This window comes from Paenibacillus algorifonticola (assembly GCF_050481745.1).
Classification (GTDB): domain Bacteria; phylum Bacillota; class Bacilli; order Paenibacillales; family Paenibacillaceae; genus Pristimantibacillus; species Pristimantibacillus algorifonticola_A.
The window spans coordinates 81,426-107,065 of the sequence record NZ_JBCNGR010000032.1 but is presented as its reverse complement, the minus strand read 5'-3'; the positions used below and the strand labels follow the sequence as shown (position 1 = coordinate 107,065).

Below are 25,640 nucleotides of genomic sequence, written 5' to 3'. Positions count from 1 at the left end.
GTTATGGTGTTACGAACTTTTTTTGAGCGTCTCCAAATATTGTTGTCCTTTATTCTGATCATATTGTTTCTCCCATTTCGCCATTACAACCGTAGCGATGGAATTTCCAAGGACATTGACTACTGAACGGGCCATATCCAAAATGCGGTCAATACCCGCGATAAAGGCAAGCCCCTCGAGCGGAATGCCGACAGACCCAAGAGTAGCCAGCAGAACGACGTATGAAGCGCCCGGCACCCCGGCAATTCCTTTTGAGGTCAGCATCAGTACAAGCACCAGCATAATTTGAGAGCTGATCGGCATGTGAATGCCGTACATTTGCGCGATAAACAATGCCGTTATTGCTTGATACAGGGTAGACCCATCCAAATTGAACGAATATCCGACCGGGATGACGAAAGAGGTAATTGACTTCGGAACTCCGAACTTCTCCATCTTCTCCATCATCTTGGGAAGCGCTGTTTCGGAGCTTGCTGTCGAATATGCGAGTATGAGTTCATCTTTCAATATGCGAATGATCGATATAAGACTAGTTCCGCATAGCTTCGTAATCAGGCCAAGAATAAGCACTACAAACAGAATCATGCCCACATACACGGCCAATACTAGCTTTCCCAAAGGAAGCAGCGAGGCAATCCCGAATTTAGATACCGTCATGCCGATTAATCCAAAAACGCCGATCGGAGCAAATTTCATAATTTGATTCGTTACCCAAAACATCGATTCGGCAAGGCCTTGGAAAAAAGCCAGAACCGGCTTCCCTTTCTCACCGATAGCGGCAATGCCCAGACCCAAAAATACCGAGAAAAAGATGATGGCGAGCATATCGCCAGCTACTAATGATTCGAAAATGTTTTTTGGAACAATATTTACAAAGGTATCGATAAAGCTATGACTGGTCACCTTTTCCGTTGCTTCCACATAACTCGAGATGTCCGACTTGGCTAGCCCCGTCATATTAACGCCAGCTCCGGGCTGAAAAATATCCGCGATAAGCAGGCCGAAAACAATGGCTGCTGTCGTCACGATTTCAAAATAAAGAATCGTCTTCCCGCCCAGCTTGCCGAGTTTTTTAATATCTCCAACACCAGCTATTCCGACAACCAGAGAGGAAACGACAATGGGAACGACAATCATTTTGATCAATCGTATGAAAATGTCCCCCGCCGGCTTCAAGTAGCTTTCGATGGTTGGGTTGCCATAAAAGATAGCCCCTACAGCTACCCCTAATACGAGGCCGACTAAAATTTGAAAAGCCAAACCAAATTTTTTCATCATGCTTCCCCTTTTCTGTAGGTTATTAAGCGCTTTCATATTGTTTAATTTCGCTATTTCTTTGAATGGTTTCATTGTACGGGCAAGCTACACAAATCTATTTGAATCTACATATTCGTTATAAGAATTTATTAATTTCGGCATAATGAGGAGGAAGAAAGAAAGCTTTTTACAGAGGAATATGGAAAATGATGTCGAATGACTGTTACGTCGTGCAAGAAAGGAGGCTGCAAAGCTGCATTGAAAGAAAAATGGTTTCTATTCACGCTGATGGTCATTTCGGTTCCTATTGCAGGAGAATTGAATTTTTACCCGTTTCACAATGATTTCCGGGTCAGTCTGGGGACGCCGGCCTTTTTCCTCTTCCTGCTCTGGCTCCGGTCCCCCTCCCCACTTGTCTCCGGTATCATCGTTGGCGCGGCAGTTACTTTTTTTCGCACGGGACTTGAGGTCGCTATTGGGCCGCTTTGGAGCTGGGACGCTGCTTTTCAGCACCACTATCCGGTTTTCTTTTATTATTTGACCTATGCCTTAGCCTTTAGAGCCGTTCGAATGAACCGCTACCATAATCGGCCGCTGCTGCTCGGCTTATTAGGCGTGACGGTTGAACTCGCTGCAACGACGGCAGAGCTGCTTATTCGCTATTCCATAACGGAGCAGATGACTAGCCTCTCCACCTGGAATCAAATTTTTCTCATAGCCTGTTTTCGAAGCTTCTTTGTTCTTGGATTTTTCAATTTGGTCAAATTGAGGCAGGCGAAAGCGACCGAGGAGCTGACGCGTAAGGAAAACGAGAAGATGCTTCTCCTTATCTCGGAGCTGTACGAGGAATCCATTCAATTGAAGAAAACGCTGCACAATGCGGAGAATATCGACCGGGACAGCTACGGGTTATATCAATCTTTAAAAGCTGAACAACCCGAGCCGCTTGATGAGCTAGCTCAAAAGGCTCTACAAATTGCTGGACAGGTTCACGATATCAAAAAGGACAATCAACGCATTTATGCCGGGCTGTCCGGCTTAATATCCCACGAAAGCGACTATATGCCATTGGAGGCATTAGTTGATATTGTTCTACGATCGAATCAGAAATATGCCCGCTCGCTCGGCAAGCAGATCGATTTTTCGCTGCATACGGAGGGTGTCTTTCCTTTGTGTCACGTATACGTTTCATTGTCCTTGCTCAATAACTTGGTCGTGAATGCGGTCGAGGCACTAAATGAAGCGGGGTCTATCCGAATGGAGGTTAAACGGGAGCAGGAGGCTGTCGTTTTCCGCGTAGCCGATAATGGCCCAGGAATTGCACCCAAGTATCGGGAGAAAATCTTCATACCCGGATATACGACAAAATACGATAAATCCGGCAACCCATCTACGGGAATTGGCCTGGCTTATGTCAAGCAAGAGACGGAGCGTCTGCTTGGAACCGTCGAGGTTCAGGCCGGCAGCGGCGAGCAAGGCACTATTTTCACGATCACACTGCCTGTGGGTCAAATAGGAAAGGAGGATTAGCATCATGCGTTTCTTTATAATCGATGACGATCCGGCCGTACGCTCCATGCTGGAGCAAATGATTGAGGATGAGGATTTAGGAAGTGTTGTAGGGGAAGCCGAAGACGGGGCGCATGTCGATAACACGCTGCTTGACCTCAAGCAGGTGGATATCGTTCTGATTGATTTGCTGATGCCTATTCGCGATGGCATCGAAACCGTTCGAGAAATTGCGGGCAGCTTCAAAGGAAAAATCGTCATGCTGTCTCAAGTGGAGTCGAAGGACATGATTGGCAAAGCCTATTCCTTCGGAATTGAACATTATATCACCAAGCCTATAAACCGTTTGGAATTTATTTCGGTTATTCGCAAGGTTTCCGAGCTGCTGCGCTTGCATCAATCGCTTCGGGATATTCAAAAATCGCTTAGCGCCTTAGGTTTAGATGGCAAGTTAACGAAGCAAGAAGCCGCTCCCAATGATAAAAGCATCACCACCTGCGGAAACTACGTGCTATCCGACCTTGGGCTAATCGGCGAAGCTGGCTGCAAGGACTTGCTGGAGATGCTCGATTATTTGTTCCGTTACGATAGCGAACACCCATTGGAGCAGGGCTTCCCTCCGCTTCAAGAAACCTACAAGCAGCTCGCCTTGAAAAGGCTAGGCCCCAACGCTTCTGAGAGCGACTTAAAAAAGGAGGGAAAAGCCGCCGAGCAGCGGGTACGGCGGACAGTGAACCAAGCGCTGACCCACTTAGCCTCCCTGGGATTAATTGATTACTCCAACCCGAAATTCGAGCAATATGCGAATAAGTTTTTTGATTTGAGCGATATCCGCAAACGGATGAAGGACTTGGAGAATGAAGAAGCGGATTCCGCCAGCTTGATTAGGCAAAATACCAAGAAATTTATTCAAGTGCTTTATTTTGAAGCTAAAAAGCTAATGAGCCAGCGGTAAGCCTGTATGTAAAAAATTTCCTATCCATCCTGCTGTAGAACCGCCTTCTATAAAAATAAAGACCAAAGTGAACAGGCTGTCGCCGTCCTCTGGCGGCACAGCGCGTTTCAGTCCGAGAAATATAGAGAAAGGACGGAAAAATCATATTCTTTCCTATATTTCAAAAAAAGCGTCAAAGACACATCATTGTGCTTCGACGCTTCAACTCCTATTAACTATACATTTTCGCTTGACGCGCTCTACCCATGACGGCCAATATCAGCAATAAGCTCCGATTCCCACAATCTTCACCCAAATTAATCCCCTGAACGATCTTCCCCGTGCAGCTCAATCATATGCTGGCTATGGGTCTCTCCCCAATCGTTAAGTGCCTGCAACACCGTACTTAAGCCTTTACCGTATTCTGAAATGGAGTATTCCACTTTCGGCGGAATTTGGTTATACACCTTGCGATAAACGATATCGTTATACTCAAGCTCTCTTAATTGCTGCGTGAGCATCTTTTTATTGATATCCGGTATTGCTCTTTGCAGCTCGCTGAATCTCATGATGCCGTTCGAAATAAGCTGAAGCAGAATGACCGACTTCCATTTCCCCACTAAAATATCCAGTGCCGATTCAAACTTGCAATATGATTTCATTAAAAGCCCCCCATTTCCTCATTTCCTTATGCTTGGTTAAGGTAACCTTTTGTTAACTATGTTTAGATAAAGTGCCTACTTCCTTAAATCATTAACTAAGGTCTATTATACCTGTAGCAAGTAGCAAATAAGTAGTTAGGAGGCAGCTTTATTCATGAATATCGCGTTATGGATCGTTCAAGGACTAGCAGCACTGGGTTTTGTTTACTCAGGATGGTTGAAAGCATTTCAGTATGAAAAAGCCAAAGCTTCTTGGGGATGGGTAAAGGACGTTTCAAAAGGGTTCGTTGTTTTTATTGGATTAGCAGAACTGCTCGGCGCAATTGGAATCATTCTGCCTCAAGCGACAAATATCTCACCAGTGCTGACGCCAATAGCCGCAACAGCACTTGCCGTAGTCGTTCTCTTCGGTGCCCTCTTTCACATAAAGCGTAAGGAATATCGAGAAATCAGCGTGAACATCGTCTTTTTCGCGGTCGCTGTATTCGTTGCGATCAGTCGTTTTTAGGTAGTAGCTCTATCAAATAAAAACAACATCCCATCCGAATATAAACGGAAAAGGCTGCTGTTTTGTTGTGGTGGAGTTCCCTATGCAGCCTGTAACTTCAAAATTATGGGCCACATCCATTTGAATGTTATTGTTTCAATAATAGGATGAGCGAGCGGTTTCTAAACGATGCTTATGAAAGTGAATTAATCTCGCTAACCTTCAAAAAAATATCCCCCAATTGGGGGATAAGGGGGATATTTACTCATGATTGGGGGATATGAGTTTTCAGAAAACGACTTGGAATTATTTATCCTGCTGCGCCTTCACTCATGCGAGTAGGCTATTCCATTCCTTGAATCAATTCCTTAATCGAGCTGTTGCTCTCCAAAGCACGGATGATGATCGTTAAGGCTTCGGCGCGAGAGCCGCTGCTATTAGGTTCAAAGGTATGGGCAGATACACCTTGAATCAGATGGGCAGCGGAGGCCTGCTCAATAACATCCTTGGCCCAATAACTGCTGTTAACATCTTCAAAGCTAGCGGGATCACCTGCTGACAGCTTGCCCAGATCAAGCAGACGCGCTAATATCGCTACCATTTCCGCACGGGTAATCGTTCCATCCGGTTTAAAGCTTCCATCTGCATATCCATTTACAATTCCCTTGGCAGCTAGGGTGTTAATGTAGGGGGATGCCCAGCTTGAGGCTGTATCGTGAAAGGAGATGGAAGTCTGGCTATCTGTTTTTAGTGCAAAAGCACGGAAAATCATCGCCGCGAACTCCGCTCTCGTCACCGATTCATCAGGGCGGAACATGCCATCCTGATAGCCGTCGACAATACCCAGCTTCACCGCTATAGAGATCGACTTATTTCCCCAATGATTGGAGCTGTCACTAAAAGAGACATTCTCATCCTTAGCGGCAGCGATTGAGTCGCTGACAGCTTTGATTAGGGCCTCCTCATTAATCACCTCTGAACGGAAAGCATTAACCTTTGAATCAATTGGAGTCGGGCTTGGCGTTGGCGGTATAACGACGGGGCTTGACGTTGTTCCGTTCCCGCTGCCGCCACTAGTCGAAGTGGATGCTCCTGCCCGCGTTACCGTTACCGTGTAAAGCTTCGTTGTGCCGTCTTGCGCCGTCACAAGGATGCTGATAACATTACTGCCTACGTTAAGAGCAATCGCTTGGCTGGCTTGACCGCTTGCGGTCACTGTCCCATTCACCGTTATTGTTGCATGGCTATCGGATACGCTTGCCGTTGCAGTCGTACTGGTTATACTATTGCCTACACTAACGTTGTACGAAGTAGCTTCGGATGTAAAGACTGGTGTTAGAGAGCCGCTTGACAGCGTTAATTCGCTCAGATCTGCATTTTCACTGCTCGCGCGATTCACGGACAGCGTATAGGTTTTTGCTGTACCATTTTCTGCTGTTACCTCAATTTGAATCTGATTTAATCCAATGCTCAGATTTGAGGCGTAATAAGAATATACATTGTCCGTTACCGACGCATATTGTGCGCCCGTTACCACAAGGGATTGATTCGAGTCTCCTTTGGTCAAAGCCAGATGGAGGCTCGTGACGGTATTCGCTACATCAATGCGATAGTCAAATTCCGCTGCTGAAAATACCGGGGTCAAAGCTCCTTCAGCTGTTGACAGGTTAGACAGCAATGTCTCCGCCGACTCCCATTTCGCATATAGCAGTGTATTTTCGGTAATGGTTGTATTGAAATCGAAAGCATGGGTAAAGCTGCTGTCGCTGTACCAGCCTGCGAATGTATAGCCTGCCTTCGTTGGAGAGCTTGGCTCCGTCGCTATGCCATTATCACTCACCGTCTGGCTGCTAACCGACGAGCCTCCGCTGCTGTCGAAGCTAACGGTAAAGGTCAGTGGCATGTTCACCGTTACCTTAGCGACTCCGCTTGTGGCTATCGCCGTCTTTGTTCCGTTCACGCTATTGTTCGTATTCGTCACGACGACGTAGTAATACGTTGTACTGGCGCTTGCCGTCGGCGCTTCGTACTCAGCGTCCGTCGCATCGTCAATCAGCGTGCCGCCACTGTTGCTGTTGGTCGTATTGCTGTACCACTGATAGCTCAGCGCACCGCCATCGCTTACCGAAGCAGTGACGGATAGCGTTGGGCTCGTATCCCCAACGTTCGCCGTCTGATCCGCTGGCTGGCCGCTGATGCTCGGCGCTTCGGCGTTTACCAGCGCATTTACGGTGACCGGCGCAGGGGCGCTCGTGGTTGAGGCTGCTTTCACACCGTTCACGCTATTGTTCGTATTCGTCACAACGACGTAGTAATACGTTGTACCGGCGCTTGCCGTCGGCGCTTCGTACTCGGCGTCCGTCGCATCGTCAATCAGCGTGCCGCCACTGTTACTGCTTGTCGTATTGCTGTACCACTGGTAGCTCAGCGCACCGCCATCGCTTACCGAAGCAGTGACGGACAGCGTTGGGCTCGTATCCCCAACGTTCGCCGTCTGATCCGCTGGCTGGCCGCTGATGCTCGGCGCTTCGGCGTTTACTAGCTCATTTACGGTTACTGCCGCAGGGCTGCTCGCAGTTGAGGCTGCTTGCACACCGTTCACGCCATTGTTCGTATTCGTCACAACGACGTAGTAATACGTTGTACCTGCGCTAGCTGTCGGCACCGCATACGTCGCATTCGTCGCATCGTCAATCAGCGTGCCGCCACTGTTACTGTCAGTCGTATTGCTGTACCACTGATAGCTCAGCATACCGCCATCACTCACCGTCGCGGTGACGGACAGCGTCGGGCTCGTATCCCCAACGTTCGCCGTTTGATCCGCTGGCTGTCCGCTGATGCTCGGCGCTTCGGCGTTTGTCATCGCCGCTGTTTGCCGGATCATCCCCTGACCACCGGTCACTAAGTAGGTGCCAGCGCCAGCTGCCAAACCCCATAACCATCCCGAGTAACCGCTGTTATGACTCGTCCAGTTGATGCCATCGGAAGAGCTTAGCAATTTGCCCGACTGTCCTACCACAATAAATAGGCCGTTATCATACATGGCCCGATAATATCCATAAGCAATCGGGAACATCGGATCTGTCCCTGGTATTCTTTGACGCTGCGTCCAGGTCACGCCGTCCGCAGAAGTCAGAATAAGCTCCTCATACCCCGTCGCTACGAATACCCCATTGCCGTAAGCGGCACCGTAAAGCTGATTAGTCGTGCCAGAGGTGCTGCTTGCCCAGTTAATTCCGTCTGTCGAAGTGACAATTGTACCCTGATCACCTACCGCCATATACTTTCCATTGCCGTAAGTGATGCGATTAAGCGCATACGAGGTGCTGGAAGCCCGACTCGTCCAGGTTGCGCCATCCGTGGATGTTAGAATGTACCCATTATCCCCTACAACTACGTACAAATTGTTCCCGTATACGGCATCCCGAAGCACGCTTGATGTGCCTGAAGTCCGCCCCGTCCACGTAGTACCGTCCGGAGAAGTGAACAAATTGCCCGACCAGCCGACTCCGATAAACAAGCCGCCACCGTAGCTGACGCTCGCCAAGAACGAAAAACCCGGAGGAGAAGTCACGGTGCTCCACGTTACGCCGTCGGTAGAGGTGACGATCTTGTCTCCTCCTGCCACGAACACACCATTGCCGTAAGCGACTCCATACATCGTGTCCGTAGAGCCTGATGTTCTCGCCGCCCAGTTGTCCAGCGCAGTTGACGCATACGCGGAATTATACGCGGGCATGAGACCCGCTACTAAGAGCATTGCCAAAACCAGAGATAAGTAACGTTTCATTGCGGTTTCTCCCTTTCTTCCTTCAACAGGATTCAATCTCCTTCTAAATAATAGCAATGAGTCACTTTGCAAAGACTCAACAAACACTCAACAGAAATCGCTAAATTTCGTCAAAAAAAAGAGCGCGCATCCGAATCCCTTGTCGATAAGGGGCATCGGATACGCGCTAATGCTTTCGATAGCGACTTTAATGGTCTAATGAATGTCCATCCATTGCTTGGCTTCCTTCCCGACCTCTACTCCAAACTCGGTTTGAAGCATATGATGCAGCCAATCATATTGCTTCTTTGCCGAGATGCGGTCGTCGGCAAGCACATAGACGCGAATCAGCTTCGTATGCAGGCTCTCGTTGAACGGGTCGCATGCAAGCGCCCTTTTCAAGATCGCGCTGGCAGCAGAAAATTCCTTTTCCTGTACGTAATGCTCATGAATCTGTAGCAAAAGACCTACGTATTCGCTTTCCAGACGGCTTCGCGCCTGCTCAGCCCACGTAAAAGCGCTGTCTTCCAGATAGCCCGTAAGATAGACGTTCGCCAGCTCTTTTTCATAGGCTTTGACCTCCTCAGTCGCAATCGGGATACCGCCTGATACCAATCGACGAAATGCATCGTAATCGCAGTCCAAACGATTCATCTCCAACTTGTAATAGCCTTTGACATAATGGATGCTGCCGTTTAACCCGGCACTCTCCAACTGCTTCCGAAGATAGTGTACCGTCGTGTTTAACTGAGCGACTGCCCGTTTTGCATCAAAATCGCTCCATAAAGCATCTATGATTCGATACTTATCAATGGGTTCTCCTCTATGGTGGATAAGATACGCCATAAGCTCCTTTGTTTTGGAGGTGCGCCATTTGATTTCGTCTTTATCTGCTTGCCCCGTACGCACATGGAATCGGCCAAAGCAGCGCACTTCGATACTCATCGGTGTTTTTGATTGCTCATGCGGATTGTTCAAGGTCTGAAGCAAGCGATTTGCATAACCCGGCAAAACCGAAGATACTCGCTCTGGACGGTGCTCCTGATGCGCTCCAAAATAGGCGGACAGCATCTCCACCATGACATGCCCTTCATCCGCAAAGCTGCGAATGAATCCTTCCGGCTCTGCCAAGCGTAAAGCGGTGTCCAGCATGCTGAGCGCCTTCTGCGTTTGATCGGTGTGATACAGCGTCACGCTTTGCAGGATAACCATTTTAATGCGATCCCGAAGCCGATCCTCCTTCCAGAACAACCGCTGCAAGGCTTCCGATAAAAATATAGCTTCGTCCGTGCGCCCGCATGCAGCAAGCACTCTCGCCAATGCCATATACTCAGCTACACCATTAAGCGATAATTCATCCGCAGCAGCTATCCCGCACCGTTCCAACCATTCGAGTGCATATGGCATGGACCGTTGCCGCACAGCCAAACAAGCCTGCTCCGCTTCAATTTTCCGCAAAAACCGTCCATATTCAGGTGATTCGATCCGCAATTTCAGCTCCTCTAGCAGCTCTAGAGCCCGTTCCTGATTTCCCGACGCTTGCTGAATTCTCGAGGCGCTGACGTATATCTGCAACAAGCTCCGCGTATTGTATTTCTTGCCACTCGGCTTCAACAACTGATCAATAAGAGCTTCGGCTTCCTCCAAACGGTTCCATTCATAGAGCACTGTACTGTAAGAAGCTTGAAATATGGCGGCAGACGGATGGGTTTTACATTGTCCCCAATGTTGAATCCACTTGATCATAAATGCGGCGGCCGCATGATAATCGTTAATATAGGACATATGATCATCAAATTCATCGTAACCGTAATATTTGTTATCCCCCATGGATTCAAACAGACTGCCTTCGGGCGCAACGCACTCCGACAGCGCAAAATATTTTGATATCCCCTCCAAATCCTTTTGAAAATAACTCGCGCTTGCACACAAGAAGTACATGTTGCCCATTATCTGTTTCCATTCCGCGTCGTCCATGCTCCCTCGCATGGCTTCATAGCGGATTTTCGCCTGCTCTATTTTTCGAGCGGCTGGTTCCCACTGCCGAATACCGATTAAGAAGGATAAATAAAACATTTCGACCATGGGCCTCTTTGAAAGGACGCTTTCCGGCAATTGCAAAACCCATCCGCTTACTTTTTCAGCCTTTTTATGCAGAAAATCTTGAAGATTTTTTTCGATTATCCGAACGACGTCATCGTACTGACGCCCCTCCAAGTAATGCTCGACTGCCTCCTCCTCAAAGCCGTGAGACTCCTGCCACTGCGCCGCACGAACATGGGCTTGCGCCCATAGCTCGGGAGCTGTTCGGGAAAACTGCCTCTGCAAAAAATCGGACAATAATGGGTGATAACGGAACCAGTGCCTATGATCGTCCAGCGGGATCGTAAACAAATTCAACTGCTCTAATTTTTCCAAATAAGCCTGACTGCTCGAATGCCCCGTAACGGCTTGGCATAGGGAATTATTCATGCGGCTTAAAATAGATGTCTGGAGCAAAAAAGTGCACATGTCTTCTGGAAGATCACGGAATACTTCCTCGAACAAGTAATTGGAAATATAATGCTGATGACCACTGAATTGCCTTATGGATTCCGCGATGTTAACGCTGCTCTTCAACGTAAGCGCTGCGAGCTGCAATCCGCTGATCCAGCCTTCTGTCTGATTGAATAGCTCCGCCACTTGCTCCCCGGATAGCGACAAATCCGTCGTATCTCGGAAGAATATCAGCCCTTCTTCCATATGAAACCGCAAATCCTGTACCGTAATTCGCAGCATTTCTCCTTTGGCCAGCAGCCTTGCGGTTGGAATGGAGAGCTCGGTACGGCTCGCGATATAGAGATGAATATGAGAAGGCATGTGCTCCAACATATAAGTCAATGACTTCTGAATATCGGGATGCTCGATGAGATGGTAGTCGTCCAGAACAATCGCCAGCTCGCCGGAGTGTTGATCCAGCGCATTCAGCATGGCTGAGATTACAGGCTCCAAGGACACAGAAGACGCCGAGGGCCCTTTTTCCAGAAGCGGCCCAACCGTTTGGGCGAAACCGGGAACCTTCTCCTGAATCGAAGCCGTTACACAGCTCCAAAAGGGAATCCAGGCATCGTCCTGTTTATCCAGCGATACCCAAGCTACGGGAACACCAATTTGTCTCGCCCATTCGCTTAACGCCGTCGTCTTCCCGTAACCAGCCGAAGCAGTAATCAGCGTCAGCTTGGCTTCCAGACCCCCATCGAGCATGCGTATCAGCCTAGGTCGAAGCACTAAAGGGTTATGTACATGAGGTATAAATAGCTTCGTTTGAACAATCAACTGGAAACCCTCCACGATAAATTCTATATCCACTCTACAGATCCGAAGACAGCTTTCATTTAGATTTTGTAACACCCTCTTACAACGACAGTCGATTTCGAATGATTACTATTTCGACAATAACAAACATAATCCTACATGCTTAACGCTGTTGCTGCTGTTAAAATATTTAGCCAACCATTTCACCTTTTGGATGGTACGGTTCGCCCCATGAAGTTTCAAGTATATCTAGTAAATATTTGTGAAAATTACGATTTACATAATATTCTAAATATGGTACCATCACCTTGAATGCGTTTACATTTATGACTGAGCATTGCTTTGATTATCAAGTTTGGATGCTGCTACGTGTCGAGAGAGGGGGAGGCCAATCCATATTGAAGGGGTTTACAATCAAATAGTAAAAGGAGAGTAGCTTCTAAGAGAGTAACAAAACAGAGTGAATTAGGGTCCACTCGAACTAGCAAGGCCAAGAGAATTCACAAATTTATTCAAGGAGGATCATTGAAATGAAGAAAACCTTATCTCGCATTCTTAGTTTGGCTTTGGTCACTGCGTTGATGGTGCCGACGATGTCTTATGCTGCGTCACAGACACAAAACCAGAGCAGCTCTGCTCTCACGGCTACAAGCGGACCTGTAATCCCTGCTCCGCAGGGATATACCAATTACCGCCCAAATATTCCGCACGGGAACGTGCAGCAGATTTCCTATTATTCCTCAACAGTAGGCAAGTCGAGAAATGCGATGGTGTACACGCCTCCAGGCTATTCAACTTCAAAAACCTATAACGTCCTCTACTTGCTGCACGGCATTGGCGGGGATCAAAATGAATGGCTCAATAATATGAATCCGAGGAATATTCTCGACAACCTGTACGCTGAGAACAAACTGGAGCCGATGATTGTAGTATTCCCGAACGGCCGCGCAATGTGGGATGATCGTCCAATAGGTGATATTTATGCTCCGGACAAGGTAGCCGCCTTCGAAAAATTTGAGTTCGATCTGATCAATGATCTCATTCCATACATCGACTCCCATTTTCCGGTGTATACAAATCGGCAGAATCGCGCTTTAGCCGGCTTATCGATGGGAGGCGGACAAACACTGAACTTTGGACTTACCCATCTAAACAAATTCGCTTGGATTGGCGCGTTCTCATCTGCTCCTAATACGAAATCGGCATCGCAGCTCATTTCCAATCCGCTTCAGGTTGCCAGCCAACTGAAGCTGCTTTGGCTATCATGCGGCGCATCGGACGGCCTGCTGTGGATCAGCCAAAACTTCCATAATAGCCTGAACACCATGAATGTCCCGCACATGTGGTATCTAGATGTGGGCGGACATGAAGGGAAAGTTTGGAGCAGCGGACTGTATCAATTTTCGCAACGCATCTTTAAGTAATTAATACGATTGCGATTGCGCACCTCTTACGTGGCATAAGCCTATAGGACTGCTTTGTAAGCCCTTTAAGTGAAAGCTGGACGAAAACCGTTTTGTTTTCCGTCCAGCTTTTTTTGCGTATCCGCTACTTTGCTCTCTTAATATTCTTTTTTAATTACAAAAAACGAACCCCGAATGGTTCCAGCTAGCTTAGACTTCTGCCTGGCAAACTTAAACTTCTCTTCTAACTCCTTTGGCACCTCCATCCCCTCAGAAAGCTTAAAGCCAACAGCCCGCTTCTTAGGGTCATCAACTGTATACATGACGTTAATCGCAAGACCATCCTCATAGAAGACATAGGCAAATTTGATATTTTCCACTTGGAACTGTGACGTTTCTAATGGTTTGGCCGCAAACTCAATATCACGTTCTTCTTTCAAAATTCGGTTTACATAATCAAGAGTATCTTGGCTTTCACTAGCTTGTACAACCGTAAATTCATGCTTGTATTTGTTCATGAAGTAACGGGCTTCATTAGCACGCAATCCAGCAAGCGCTTCTACTACTGGTGAAGACTCTAAACCAACGGTAGACACATTGTTAAAATCAACGATATAGGACATTTCCATCTCTCCTTTTATTTTATTATTTCCAAAAAGACTTGCTGTTATTTATGATACCGTTCTACGCGCTATCTGTAACAGCAATTTTTGCCTACCAAGTCTTAGCCTAAGCGCTTTCAGTAGCTTCTATGCCCTACGTTACTTTCAAGTGCTTATATGAGTTCAAAGTGCGTACTACTCAAATTCCCTCTTCTATCTCATAATAGCCATTATAACAAGAGGAGGAAAACACTATGAAACCAGATGAAACCAAATCATGTAAAACCGCTCTTGTCATTGGAGCTAACGGAGTAATCGGACGGAATCTCATCGAATATTTGATGACGCTCCCCGAATGGGATATTATTGGAGTTTCTCGACGTGGCGGAGGGGACTCCCGCCAGGTGCGGTATGTGGCAATCGATCTCCTTAATGAAGAGGATGCCCGAGAGAAGCTGGGCAATTTATCCGAAGTCACCCATATCTTCTACGCTGCTTATCAAGATCGCCCTACTTGGGCCGAACTGGTTCCACCCAACTTAACCATGCTTGTGAACGTGGTCAATGCAATCGAACCGATCGCCCCATCTGCACATGAGATGAAGGATATCTTTCAGGCCCCAGCCATACTCCGTCAACTCATACTCGACTTTCGGCGGTACTTGGTTATAAGAAATACGAGACACTATTCCATCCTTCACAAGTTCCATTAACTGCTGGGTTAGCACTTTTTGCGTTACAGCAGGCATCAGGTGCATCAGCTCGCCATTGCGCCTTTTACCGAACAAGAGGTGAAACAAAATGACCGGCTTCCACTTACCTCCGATCACTTCAAGAGTGGCTTCCACCGCAGTGTTGTAAGTTTTATCTGATTCCTGCAACCTCAGTTCGCCTCCCAGCGCTTTACTTTGCAATCTCTCTGTTACTTCGCCACTTTCGCGGATAGTATGTTAAATTTGCCCATCTAAATTTTATGGTTTTTCCAATAGCATTACTTTATGCGGAGTTCCTGATGGGGACATCATCGTTCATTATTCGGGACATAGGGACCCCAACTACTACAATACTCTCGCCCAAACAACTCAAATTCTGCTTCGTAGAGTGCGATACGGTTCAGCTAAACGGATCTAACGGCAAAAATAGATGTATTAATTATATGATCTACAATATTACTTATCAATAATGTCCGTTATTTCCAACATTCTTGCCATGTGACCTCCGCACGCGTCATTGGTGTATTCGGACTGAGCACCTCTGGGCCATTACCTTGAATAATTTCCGCTATGATCAGTTGGGCAACGTCTGCTTTGGCCCAAGCAGATACGTCTGGCGCATCCTTGTATCCAGCCAGTTCCGAAGCTACTTGTTCTTAACGCTAGTGTTAGCGAGTGTTCTTATATCTATGTTTGATCCATTTACGGATTTAGGTTTAGCCGTTCTTCCCCCTAATTTTTGGTACTACAAAACTGATAATTTTGCCTTGGCCCGGTACACTTCGAATTTGCAATCCTTTGCCGTATATTTGTTTCAATCGCCGATTCGTATTGGACAAGCCGATTCCCGCCCTTCCTTCCAGCCGATTGTCCAGGATGCGCCTCACCGTTTCCTCATCCATACCTAAACCGTTATCTGCAACCGAAATTTCCGCACCATGTTCTTTTTCAATAATTCGGATATGAATCTCTCTACCTTCATCACGACTTAGCAGTCCGTGTCGTATTGCGTTTTCGACAAGAGGCTGGATGCTGAGCGGGGGGACTTGCACATGAAGCCTTGAGTCGACCTCCCAGTGAATGTTTAATCTATCCTCAAAACGTTCCTTTTCGATATACAGATATGAGCGGACAAGACCAAGCTCCTGATCAAGTGAAACGAGCCGCTCCAAATTCCGAAAATCGAAGCTTGCCCGCAAGTAGTGGCCGAACGCTTCAAGCAACGTACTCATTTTATCATTATCGGTTTCGCTGAGAGCGGCTATTGAATGGAGCGTATTATAAAGAAAATGCGGTTGGATTTGGGCCTGAAGCCATGCTGCTTCCATTCGCAGCCTTTCACGCACCGATTGCTTCAATTCAGTTAATGCCCGCACCCTGGACTTCAATTCCATCGAATCAACCGGCTTCGTCACGTAATCGTTGGCGCCAGACAAGAATCCCATATCTATATCTTCCGGTCTGCTACGAGCGGTCAGGAGCAAGATGGGCAGCTCCGAAACGGAAAATCGCTCACGAATAAAACGTGACAATTCATACCCAGACATATGCGGCATCATAATGTCAGTAATGATCAAGTCCCATTCTCTGGTATCCAGAATGGCAAGTGCTTCAGATCCACTTACAGCTGTGACGACATTATACTTTTCTGAAGCAAGGAGATTGCTCAATATATTTAAATTGACGGCATCATTATCTATGACCAGAATGTTTGGCCCATCCGTAACGGCCGCCGATTCCAGTTTGGCAATGTCGACGCGAGGTCCCGAGGAAGCAGTAACGGCTGTTATCGGTGCAGTCATTGCAGTCTCGCTTTGCCTGCTCGATACATCGGAGAACGGCAAGGCCAGACTGAATACTGTACCTTGGCCCGGAATGGAGCTAACCTCCAACATGCTTCCATGCAGCTCCACCAGCTGCTTGCATATGCTTAACCCGAGCCCGAGCCCATTTCCAATCGCCGTTATGCCAGAGTCCCCCTGCTCGTAGGGCGCAAACATCCTATGCTGTGTCTCCAGATCTATCCCCATGCCGGTGTCGGCGACGACAATATTAGCCTTACCGTCCTTCACCTCAGCCTTTATTGTGATTTGTCCTTGATCTGTATATTTCACCGCATTGTGAAGCAGGTTGAACAAAATTTGCGTAAGCCGGTTTTCATCGGCCATGATACTAGGGAAGTGGGCCGGAATGTCGTTGACGATACGAACCGGCTTGCCTTCCGTCATGAAACGCAGCATATCGGTTACACCGGATACGACTCCCTGAACGCTGACAATCCCTATATGCAGGCGAACCCCATTTTCTTGAAGTCGTCTCATGTCCAGCAAATCGTTAAGCATGTATGACATTCGCTTGCCTACAGAAATAAGCAGCTTCATGTTCTCTCTGTTTTTATCATCTTTATCATTAATTTCGGTATCCATAACGGTTTGGGCGATGTTAAGTATGCCGTGCAGCGGATTTCGCAGTTCATGGGAGGTGTTTGCCAGGAAATCGTCTTTCAGCTTGTCCACTTTCAGCAGCTGCTCGGCGAGCTTTGCCGTTTGGGCGGTAACGTGGAAATAACGTTTGAACCAGAAAGACGCAAAAGCGAGGAACGCAATGATTAGGTCGATCGGATAATAACCCATAACGAGCGGACCCTTAAGATAACCTCCAATAATATTAGTCAAAATGCAGGTTAGACCAAAGACCAAATAAATGGCATTCTTATCGCTTATCAGGGCTGTACGCAGCGAGAACATCAGAAAGTACAAACAAGCTATCAAATCTATGGTGTAAATGACAGCCAATGCGCTCAGCGCGTATCCCGCTGGCACTAGTACAATGGCCAGTGCAGCAATCTCACAGAGCAAGGGGAACCATCGGAACACCCTGTTCTCCTCATGCTCCGGCAAGAGACTTTTGGCAAACTGCAGCAGGAATACGCCTACTCCAATAAAGGACAGAAGGATGAGTTTAATGGACCACTCGTAGCTGAGGGCTGGCAGCCATACCAGCAAAAGTTTATCGTCGTCGAGCAGTGTCATGACAATAGTACTAACAACGAGCATAAAAAAGCTGATCAATGATTTATTCCGTGTTCCGATCACGTACAGAATCAAGGCATACAAGGCATGAATCATCAGAACGACAAATACGACTATCTGCATGCTAACGGAAAACCCTACTTCTTTTTTCACCGCTCGTTCACTGCCGAACTTGATCGATCCGGTCACACCGCCTCTTATGCTGTTGTCATAATTCGCGGCATGTACGACAATATCAATTTCGTCAGTATCGGCCTTGAAAATAGCAGTATAGGGCGTGCTTCGGGCTCTATACTGCAGTTTGATCTTTGCCGGTTGCCCATTCTTTGCCACTAGACGACCGTTTACGTATAACTCGGACGATGTAGCCACATTCGGAACGCGGATGCCATAGGCTAGCTCGTTATCCGGGTCCACCTTGACGCGCAGACGGTAAGAGCCATAGCCATATGGCGAGTTGTTCGCGGATAATAACGAATCCCATTTTCCAGGAACCGCAATGAACATCCTCCCTTCTCGGGATGAGGTTGTGCTTGACTCGTTTTGTTTCACAAACTTGCCGGGATAAAACTCCCACTCTCCGTCTAGTGTAATCGTGTGATTATCGGTGAATTCGAAGCCGCGCAAATCCAATTCGCCCCGAACCGCATGAGGGTGATCCGGTGACGTCAGAAGAAAAGCCCAAATGATTCGAATCAGGATTAAGGTGATAAAGATTGACCCTGTAATAAGGACCACTTTTCGTTTTGTCATCATAATCCAACCTATTTCGACAAGAACCAGGAAATCCCTTTGATTATAACTATATAATTCTTGAAAAATGGAACATATGCTGATAATCGCAGCTTCCATACCTGGTATTAATGGTCGTATCTACAATGCCCTCGACGATACGCCGATTTCCATTGCAGGGTTGCTTCAGCTTCATAATAGCGAAATTTTGTCGGAAGCACTGCATCAGGTACAACACGTATCAGAAAGGAATTACAATATCGACCGATTTACCCGTCGTTCTATTCGGCTAGAGATGCAGGGGCATTGTAAGGACAAGGATATAACGCCACAGAGTTTCGGAGGCAAAAAAATCGCGTCCTCCAAGTGGAGAACGCGATATGTTGCAGACTGATTTCGTGTTTCTACAACGTCATTAGCGCTTTCGGGCGACCACTGCTAACCGGCCGTTTTCGGTCGAGTACTCGCACGTGGACAGCACAATAAGCTTGTCGCCATACCGGGCTGTTACGCCAGTGTCATAAAGAGCGAGTTTTTTGATGTTCTGTACATACGAATTGAACTCGGCGGGCGTACTTACATTCTCAATTTGGTAGTATTTAAAGACGTTGTCCGATTTGCGATAAACTTCTGAAAGAATAACGGCAACTATCTCATACTCTTCCTTTTCGTAAAGCGTGCTGAACTGGAATGCAGCATGCTCTTTATAAAAGCTTTCGTTCTTGTACTTCATTAAATCTTTAAACATCCAGCCGCTTTTCATGTGATGTCCATGAATCAGCAAAATGTCCGAACCATTCGTCCGACTATGCCCGTCCAAAAATGGGAGGCCGCCTTTGTTTTCCTTTTTATCGAAATCATGATTGAGGTAGTACTCCGCATCCTGTAGATTCTGCATGACTGGGTACTCAATTCGGGTGCCGTCAATCCTCAGCCAGCCGACGATGTCCGGGTTCCTCTCGTAAAGCTCTTGAAATTGGGGAAGCATGACCGGCTCATTCACCTTATTGAATAAAAGGGAGGGGAATGCATCCCCTCCAACTTTGTCCGAACCTTCCTCCCAAACTTTTGTCAGCTCTTCGATTTTCTGCTGCTCAGTATAATCCTGCAGGAGAGCTCTCGCAGCACTAACAAGAGAAAAAACCAACACAAGGAAGGAAACGGCGATAAGAAATTTCTTAGTTTTGCTCATTTTCTTACCGCCTTTCCGGTCACTGGATGTGCTTTTTCTTCTTGTTCCCGAGTAGACAGAATCCGATCGTCAGCAGGGACATCAGCGCCAAAGCCATATAGAAGATTGGCGGTACGCTGTCGTCTCCTGTTTTCGGAGCATCGTCCAGCTCATCGCTGTTGCCATTTACGGCTTCGTTGCTGCCGTTGCTGATTCCGCTGTTGCCGTTGTCGGTTCCGTTGTTGCCGTTGTCGGTTCCGGTGTTGCCGTTATCGGTTCCGGTGTTGCCGTTGTCGGTTCCGCTGTTGCCGTTGCCGCCGTTGCCGGAGTTGCCACCGGAACTGACCGGCTTCATTGGCACATCGTATTTTACAATGTCATAATCGACAGAAATCGTTTCACTCCTGTGCGTCTCATATCCATCCTTCGTTACGATCAGATAGTAATCTGCTTCAGGAAACACCATGTACGCGTAGAAGCCATTTGCGTCGCTATCCTGCTCCGGGCTCTCGTTATCGTGCGGCGGAAAGTTTGGAACCGCAGGAAGCGTTACTTTCGTATCCGGAATGCGGCCTTTATCTCTATTCCGCTGCGTATCCGCATAATACAGTGTAACTTTAGCTCCGTCAATTTTCTTGCCAGTAATGGCATCTCCTGTCGTTTCATCATAAACCGTACCGTATGGGTCAACCAATTCCTCGGAAATGTTCAATTCTCCGTTAGCTTTCACGTCCAGCTGCGTCACTTTGAGGAGCAGTTCCTCGCCTGTCTCAGCTTTATAGCGAACTTCCATTGTGTACTTCTGCTCGCTTAGCCCCTCCACGGAGAAGGTTCCGTTCGCAGCCATTGGAAACGCCTTGGGTTGACCGTTTTCCTTAATATAATTGCCGTCCTGATCCTTCAAATAGATATGCATCTGGCTGGTAAACGAAGCGTTGAATAGCTCTGTTACTCCGTCCAGCTGCTTGAACAGAACGATCCCTACCGCCGTAATGTCCGCCGGAACGGTCTCGCCTGTCACGCTGCCGTCCACATTTGCTTTTTGTGTGAACTCGACAGGAACACCCTTCCCGCCTACCTGGTACCACTTCGTATACGTAATCGTATAGTCGGTATCCGCTGTAGCTGGGACCGAATATTCACCCTTCTCATTCGTCTCCGTCTGAAGCTCCTTGCCTGTCTTCAGATCGATTACCGTGATGGGCGCATTCGGAATGACTGCCCCTGTGTTGTTGTCACGCAGCACGCCTTCCAGATAAGGGCGGGTATTGACAAAGTGTGCTTCGGCCACATTTTTCTCCGGAATAGTGCCTGTGCGAACGAGACTTTCAGGGTCCGTCACATAGCCATCATTCGTATAATCATCTTGGGTCACCTTATACTGGAGATACGTCGGAAGTCCTTGCACGACGAGCGTCTGGCCATCTGTAAGCTCGAAGGTCTCTCCACTCTTGATTGTGCCCTTGCTGCCGTCCGACTTCTCATAAGAGTAGGATTCGCTTGCTCCCTCTCCTGTGAAGGTGACCGTATACTTGAACAGCTTTTCTTTGTCTTCGTCTTTGCCTTTAACCGTGTTGCCGATAAGCAGGCCGCCCTTTAAGACTCGCAAGTTCGTAAATGGGGCATCCTCATCTTTGCCATCCATGACTCCGGTATAATAACCTTCCTCAGGAATGTTCACATATTCATCGGCTGTGTAGTCCTTCTGAGTAATCGTGTAATTCAGACCCTTAGGCAGACCCAAAATATCCAGTGTCTCCCCATCCTTAAGCCTGAAGGTATCATGAGACTTGATCGTACCTGTACCGCCGCCCGATTTCAAGTAGGAATAGCTTCCATCCTTGCCTGCATCCTCAAAGATGACGGTGTACTCAAACTCCTTCGTCTTGTCGGCGCCGTTGCCCATGACCGTATTGCTGACGGTCAGCTTGTTAACGGTTCGCTCATTAATAAAGTCCGCCTTGTGGTCGCCTTTATTCACGATTGTGCCAGGCAGCTCTCTCGTCTCCGGCGTGGTGATATAACCATCAACGGTCGTATAATCGGCCTCGGTTACGGTATACCCCATATCCGCGGGCAATGCCGGGAACGTCACAGATTGCCCATGCTTGAGGGTAATCTTGTCTCCGCTCTTGATCGTGCCAGACGTATGATCTGACTTCTGATAGATGTACTCTCCATCCTTGCCTTCGCCAGTGAAGGTCACGGTGTATTCAAAATCCTTGGAAGAGTCGCTGCCGTTTCCTTCCACCTTATTGCTAATGGTCAGCTTTCCTTGCGCCGGCGTAGGCACGACCAGCGGAATATCAGAGGTTACTTTCACGCCGTCTACCCAGATAGGCTTTCCAGGCGTATTCCCTACGTAAACCTGATATATTCTTGTAGTTGGCAACCATGTTGTGGTGTCAATATAAGTTTCCTTCAGCTCATAATACCCTGGATCTGGGAATAGTAGATTAAGTTTCCCTCCGCTATCGGTTGTTCCTTTAGCGACTTGAGCTCCGCCGTCTTTCTTATAGAGCGTGAACTCTACGTCTTTTAGCGGATTGTTGTCCGGATCTACCTTTTTCAGGGGCAGCAGGGCATTGGAGCTTGAACTGCCGGCTACGTCTGAATTGTCCAGCGTGCTTTCACTTTTGGCACTGACAGATTTCAGCTTATCATCGCCCATCAGCTTTACCTCGTTGCCCATTTTGTCGCCAGCTTTCGCTGTAGAAGGATCAACCTCGGTTTGGTATACAAACTGGTAGAACTTATTAGGGTCGTCCAATTTGAATAATAGAACCGTGGTGCCGCCCGCACCCGGACCGGCTTCCACCCGAACTTCTGAATTCGGATCGCTGAGATTCAGTGCGGCACCGTCTCGTTCCAGAGCACCGCTGGCAGTCAGTTTAGCAGGATAGACTGCCATACTAGGCGCTGTCAGCACAAGCTTTCCGTTTCCTTCATAGCGCAGTTTCATACCTGCACCCAGAGTATCTTGTAAATAAACGCCCTGTTCCATGTTGAATGGCGGGGTATAGTTCACCGTCCATTCCAGCACCCCTGGAACTGGTTTAGTTACCGACTTGCCCAGAGTCTGAATCGGTACAATCACTTTGCGCTGTTCGGTGAGAACCTTCTCTTCTCCGCCCCATGTCATATGTAGGTCGGCTTTGTTATACAGCACCTGCTTGTCTGTGCCGATAGTGGTGTATTCCTCTAAATATTTCTCCAGTGCCGCATTGGAAGGTCTTGCCTTCACCAAAATGACATAAGGGCTTTCCAACTTGGAGAAGGTGAAGGTGCCTTCGTTGCCACTATGGGAGAAACTCGCCACATGAGCAGGGTCGTTTGGCTCAATGATTGACACGGCGTTGTTTCGAACCCCATAGCCAGTGCCGCTACCATTATCCGAGTAGCCCTTATAAAGCTCATAGTCCTTTCCATCTCCATAAGGAACGAACTCCCAACCCTCGGGCAAGGTGTCCACCAGCTTCACATTGGTGATAACCCGACTTCCACCGTCTTTTGCCATTTCGACTGTGTTATAGCCCGGCATATTGATACCTAGGCGGAAGGTGACCGTCTTGGTTGTCCGGTCATAACCAGCCATCGTATATTCATCGCCGCTTGATGAGCTGTCAAAACCGATATAGCGTTGAACGTTGTTCGGAATATACCAGGTGTCAGCCGTCCCATCCCCCTTAATAGGGTAGGATGCCGTAAGCATATCCTTGTTCAGCATACGCAGGTGAAGGCTGACGTTGTTTTGTGCTTGTTTTACGGTTTCGCCGTCAATGAGCAAAGCCCGATTCCAGCTTATTTTCCCTGCATTATTATCCTGCCTGAAGAGGATGTCCAGGTTGGTCTCAAGGGCACGGAAGCTGAAGGATGCAGCTGCGTCCGTGTATCCGGTCACCTTGATCAAATCCGCCACCACTTTACCGTCTACGGTTAAAGGAATATTCTTCATAGTCAGGCCGGTTGCATTGGTCTTCAGGGTTCCCGCCCGATACTTCTTCCAAAGCTGTGCAGAGTTCACATTCCCTTTGATTTTCGCAATGGTTTCCGCACTAACTTCGCCTGTTTCATCCACTGCGTTGTCCAAGACGTTCAAATCTCCGCCATGAACCAGTACATCGTATACCGCAGCATTTGGCAAGGCATATTGTGGCGTTAGATTAACGGTCCATGTAATGCTGCCCAGGTTATAATCCTCCATCGTAATAGCGCCTGTTTTTGTAAAAGTGTGCGCCCCGATAGTAACAATGGCCTCGTCAGTTACTGCATTAGGTCTTGTACCAGTTATGACATCGTTGTTCTGTACGCCATTTGGTGTATCCAAATTCCAGTTGGCACGAGGATCGATTCTAAAGCTGGAACCGCTTTTCACCTTGCTCTTAATGAGTAATTCCACTTTACCGTTAATTTCCCCAAAGGAATAAACCCCGTTCGAATCTGGTGCAATTTGTGTTGCTTCAGATACAGTACCATTTACCGTTGTCTGCCATGTAGCGGATTCGAATTCCAGCCCAGCAGGCAATACATTTGTTATGGTAAAGTCCTTTAGCCCTTTTTTGTTATATTGGTTAACCGTTACCTTCCATGTAATCATTTCATTTGGATGGTCATAGGAGGCGGACGCTTGAATCCAGTCGGGTGCTACCCACGTTTCCCGCACTGCGCTGGCTTTTACACTAGCACTCCCATCCCTCAGTTCAACCTTTGGATCAAAACGCTGTCCGCCAGATCGACCGGGATCGAGTGCCACGCCCCGATACTCTTTATAATACATATCCTTGTTAAACCACGCTTGATATTCAACTTTCGGTTCCACCCCAGTTCCCGCTGGGAAAATGTAGCTCAGCCCGCCATCTGCATCAATGGTTGGCTCTAACGTAGTGCCGTTTACCTTGAAGGAGCCCGGTACATAGACCATACGGTAATCGGCAGGCTTTGTATAGAACGTCATCCCATCTAGCGGCAACTTGATCGCTGGATCCAGCACATCAAAAGAGGCTGGGGTAGACTGGATGGTCAAATAACCATCCTGATAGGCTGGTACGGTCACATACCACCAAGTCCAGCTACCATTTTTGGGCCAGTTGTTTCCTGTCAAGTTGATGCTGTAAGCTGGCGTAACATCCGGGTTCTTGAGCTCATACGCTCCCCCGAAAATCGATATAGGTTTTGTATCGCCGTATTGCATGCCCGTTACATCCGAATTGGCAGTGGTTTCAAAGCCAAAGGTAACCGCTTTTCCAACCCCATTGAAAAACCAATCGTCGCCATTAAAAACAAGCTTGATGCTATTTGGGGTGAAATAAGCGGTGCCAAGCTGTTTCACTCCAAAATCAGTTGTGGCCATCAAGGTTTTGGTAGCTGTTGGCAGCACCACTTCCTTGAAGTAGGGATCCCTTGCTAGCTCGATCGAGTCTCCCTTCTGAATGTACTTGGTCGTGTCATTTTCATCCGGCGTATTTGCATAATCCCCCTTCACCGGCACCTTGAGGCCCTCTGATTTGAGGGTAAATGCCTGTCGTCCCTGGATCATACCGCCTGGAGCAACGTCAGTTCCCTGCGTCACCTTCAGCGGAAAGATTGCATTAGCATCCATAAACACCACCGTTTTGTCCGTCACGGCTGCCGCCATCATTATGGAATTGCTCGGCACATCGTAAACCGCATCAGTTACTGATTGCGGTTCTTCCGCGCTTGGCGCGCTTTCTGCATATGCAGGGACAGAGAATGCCACCGTCTGCAAGGCAAGCATAATTGCCAGGCAGAAAGATAGTATTGCTTTACCTATGCTGCGTTTTCGATTCAAGACACACTTCTCCTCCATTCCCGAAACTACTGATATGCTTTCAACCAAATTTCGACACTTTCTTTCTTAGTTTAAAAATCTAGTCTCTACAAAATCTCTACAATGTAAGGAATTTTCTTCCTCTTGCAATTCTCAATAAAAGAACAACCGCTTATAGACCTTAATGCTTCAAATATAGATTGCAATAATGGCTTTCTCATATCGCATTTTTTCCTTTATATGAATGGTTATTATACGAAAGGAAATGTCAAAATCGCGGGTCATAA

General features: G+C 47.6%; 14 protein-coding genes and 1 pseudogene. 5 read left to right on the top strand and 10 right to left on the bottom strand.

From position 1 onward, the window contains the following. Positions 1-9: 9 nt before the first annotated feature. A complete protein-coding gene (locus tag ABEW34_RS23535) occupies positions 10-1,275 on the bottom strand; it encodes a cation:dicarboxylate symporter family transporter (RefSeq protein ID WP_430161912.1) in 1,266 nt (421 codons plus the stop codon). 240 nt (positions 1,276-1,515) lie between these two features. Here ABEW34_RS23535 and ABEW34_RS23530 point away from each other — a divergent pair, with 240 nt between their 5' ends. Continuing rightward, complete coding sequence (locus ABEW34_RS23530; RefSeq protein WP_430161910.1) at positions 1,516-2,787, top strand: ATP-binding protein; 1,272 nt, start codon at positions 1,516-1,518, stop codon at positions 2,785-2,787. Between the two features lie 4 nt (positions 2,788-2,791). After that, positions 2,792-3,721, top strand: coding sequence for a DNA-binding domain-containing protein (locus tag ABEW34_RS23525; RefSeq protein ID WP_430161908.1), 930 nt, complete (start codon positions 2,792-2,794; stop codon positions 3,719-3,721). A gap of 296 nt (positions 3,722-4,017) precedes the next feature. On the opposite strand, the gene ABEW34_RS23520 is transcribed toward ABEW34_RS23525, so the two are convergent. Next, on the bottom strand, positions 4,018-4,362 hold the full coding sequence (locus ABEW34_RS23520) for a winged helix-turn-helix transcriptional regulator (protein ID WP_430161906.1): 345 nt from the start codon (positions 4,360-4,362) through the stop codon (positions 4,018-4,020). Positions 4,363-4,516: 154 nt separating this feature from the next. Between ABEW34_RS23520 and ABEW34_RS23515 the strand changes: the two genes are divergently transcribed. Next, positions 4,517-4,870, top strand: a complete 354-nt coding sequence (locus ABEW34_RS23515; protein ID WP_430161904.1) for a DoxX family protein — start codon at positions 4,517-4,519, stop codon at positions 4,868-4,870. Positions 4,871-5,192: 322 nt separating this feature from the next. On the opposite strand, the gene ABEW34_RS23510 is transcribed toward ABEW34_RS23515, so the two are convergent. Then, positions 5,193-8,639 carry an S-layer homology domain-containing protein gene (locus tag ABEW34_RS23510; protein WP_430161902.1) on the bottom strand — a complete coding sequence of 1,149 codons (3,447 nt, stop codon included), beginning with the start codon at positions 8,637-8,639 and terminating at the stop codon, positions 5,193-5,195. A 195-nt stretch (positions 8,640-8,834) separates the two neighbouring features. After that, positions 8,835-11,933, bottom strand: coding sequence for a BTAD domain-containing putative transcriptional regulator (locus ABEW34_RS23505; protein ID WP_430161900.1), 3,099 nt, complete (start codon positions 11,931-11,933; stop codon positions 8,835-8,837). A gap of 509 nt (positions 11,934-12,442) precedes the next feature. Between ABEW34_RS23505 and ABEW34_RS23500 the strand changes: the two genes are divergently transcribed. Next, the gene (locus ABEW34_RS23500) at positions 12,443-13,336 is read left to right on the top strand and encodes an alpha/beta hydrolase (protein ID WP_430161898.1); all 894 of its coding nucleotides are present in this window, start codon (positions 12,443-12,445) and stop codon (positions 13,334-13,336) included. Positions 13,337-13,473: 137 nt separating this feature from the next. Here ABEW34_RS23500 and ABEW34_RS23495 read toward each other — a convergent pair whose 3' ends face one another. Continuing rightward, positions 13,474-13,938, bottom strand: a complete 465-nt coding sequence (locus ABEW34_RS23495; RefSeq protein ID WP_430161896.1) for a phage tail protein — start codon at positions 13,936-13,938, stop codon at positions 13,474-13,476. A 233-nt stretch (positions 13,939-14,171) separates the two neighbouring features. On the opposite strand from ABEW34_RS23495, the pseudogene ABEW34_RS23490 reads away from it, so the two are divergent. After that, positions 14,172-14,501, top strand: a pseudogene (locus ABEW34_RS23490) (NAD-dependent epimerase/dehydratase family protein); the annotation flags it as partial. On the opposite strand, the gene ABEW34_RS23485 reads toward ABEW34_RS23490, so the two are convergent. The 5 genes from ABEW34_RS23485 to ABEW34_RS23465 all read right to left on the bottom strand — a co-directional run bounded on the left by ABEW34_RS23485 (position 14,457) and on the right by ABEW34_RS23465 (position 25,374). Continuing rightward, positions 14,457-14,798, bottom strand: a complete 342-nt coding sequence (locus ABEW34_RS23485) for a winged helix-turn-helix transcriptional regulator (RefSeq protein WP_430161894.1) — start codon at positions 14,796-14,798, stop codon at positions 14,457-14,459. The pseudogene ABEW34_RS23490 and the gene ABEW34_RS23485 overlap by 45 nt on opposite strands. Positions 14,799-15,106: 308 nt before the next feature. Beyond that, a complete protein-coding gene (locus ABEW34_RS23480; RefSeq protein ID WP_430161956.1) occupies positions 15,107-15,268 on the bottom strand; it encodes an S-layer homology domain-containing protein in 162 nt (53 codons plus the stop codon). A gap of 78 nt (positions 15,269-15,346) precedes the next feature. Continuing rightward, positions 15,347-18,415: an ATP-binding protein gene (locus ABEW34_RS23475; RefSeq protein ID WP_430161892.1), complete on the bottom strand. Its 3,069-nt coding sequence runs from the start codon at positions 18,413-18,415 to the stop codon at positions 15,347-15,349. Between the two features lie 394 nt (positions 18,416-18,809). Continuing rightward, complete coding sequence (locus ABEW34_RS23470; RefSeq protein ID WP_430161890.1) at positions 18,810-19,586, bottom strand: class B sortase; 777 nt, start codon at positions 19,584-19,586, stop codon at positions 18,810-18,812. Positions 19,587-19,605: 19 nt separating this feature from the next. Next, on the bottom strand, positions 19,606-25,374 hold the full coding sequence (locus ABEW34_RS23465; protein ID WP_430161888.1) for a DUF7601 domain-containing protein: 5,769 nt from the start codon (positions 25,372-25,374) through the stop codon (positions 19,606-19,608). Positions 25,375-25,640: the final 266 nt, after the last annotated feature.

Coding starts and splice junctions, on each gene's coding strand:
- ABEW34_RS23535 (WP_430161912.1), bottom strand. CDS start 1,275: ATGAAAAAATTTGGTTTGGCTTTTCAAATTTTAGTCGGCCTCGTATTA.
- ABEW34_RS23525 (WP_430161908.1), top strand. CDS start 2,792: ATGCGTTTCTTTATAATCGATGACGATCCGGCCGTACGCTCCATGCTG.
- ABEW34_RS23520 (WP_430161906.1), bottom strand. CDS start 4,362: ATGAAATCATATTGCAAGTTTGAATCGGCACTGGATATTTTAGTGGGG.
- ABEW34_RS23515 (WP_430161904.1), top strand. CDS start 4,517: ATGAATATCGCGTTATGGATCGTTCAAGGACTAGCAGCACTGGGTTTT.
- ABEW34_RS23510 (WP_430161902.1), bottom strand. CDS start 8,639: ATGAAACGTTACTTATCTCTGGTTTTGGCAATGCTCTTAGTAGCGGGT.
- ABEW34_RS23500 (WP_430161898.1), top strand. CDS start 12,443: ATGAAGAAAACCTTATCTCGCATTCTTAGTTTGGCTTTGGTCACTGCG.
- ABEW34_RS23495 (WP_430161896.1), bottom strand. CDS start 13,938: ATGTCCTATATCGTTGATTTTAACAATGTGTCTACCGTTGGTTTAGAG.
- ABEW34_RS23475 (WP_430161892.1), bottom strand. CDS start 18,415: ATGACAAAACGAAAAGTGGTCCTTATTACAGGGTCAATCTTTATCACC.
- ABEW34_RS23470 (WP_430161890.1), bottom strand. CDS start 19,586: ATGAGCAAAACTAAGAAATTTCTTATCGCCGTTTCCTTCCTTGTGTTG.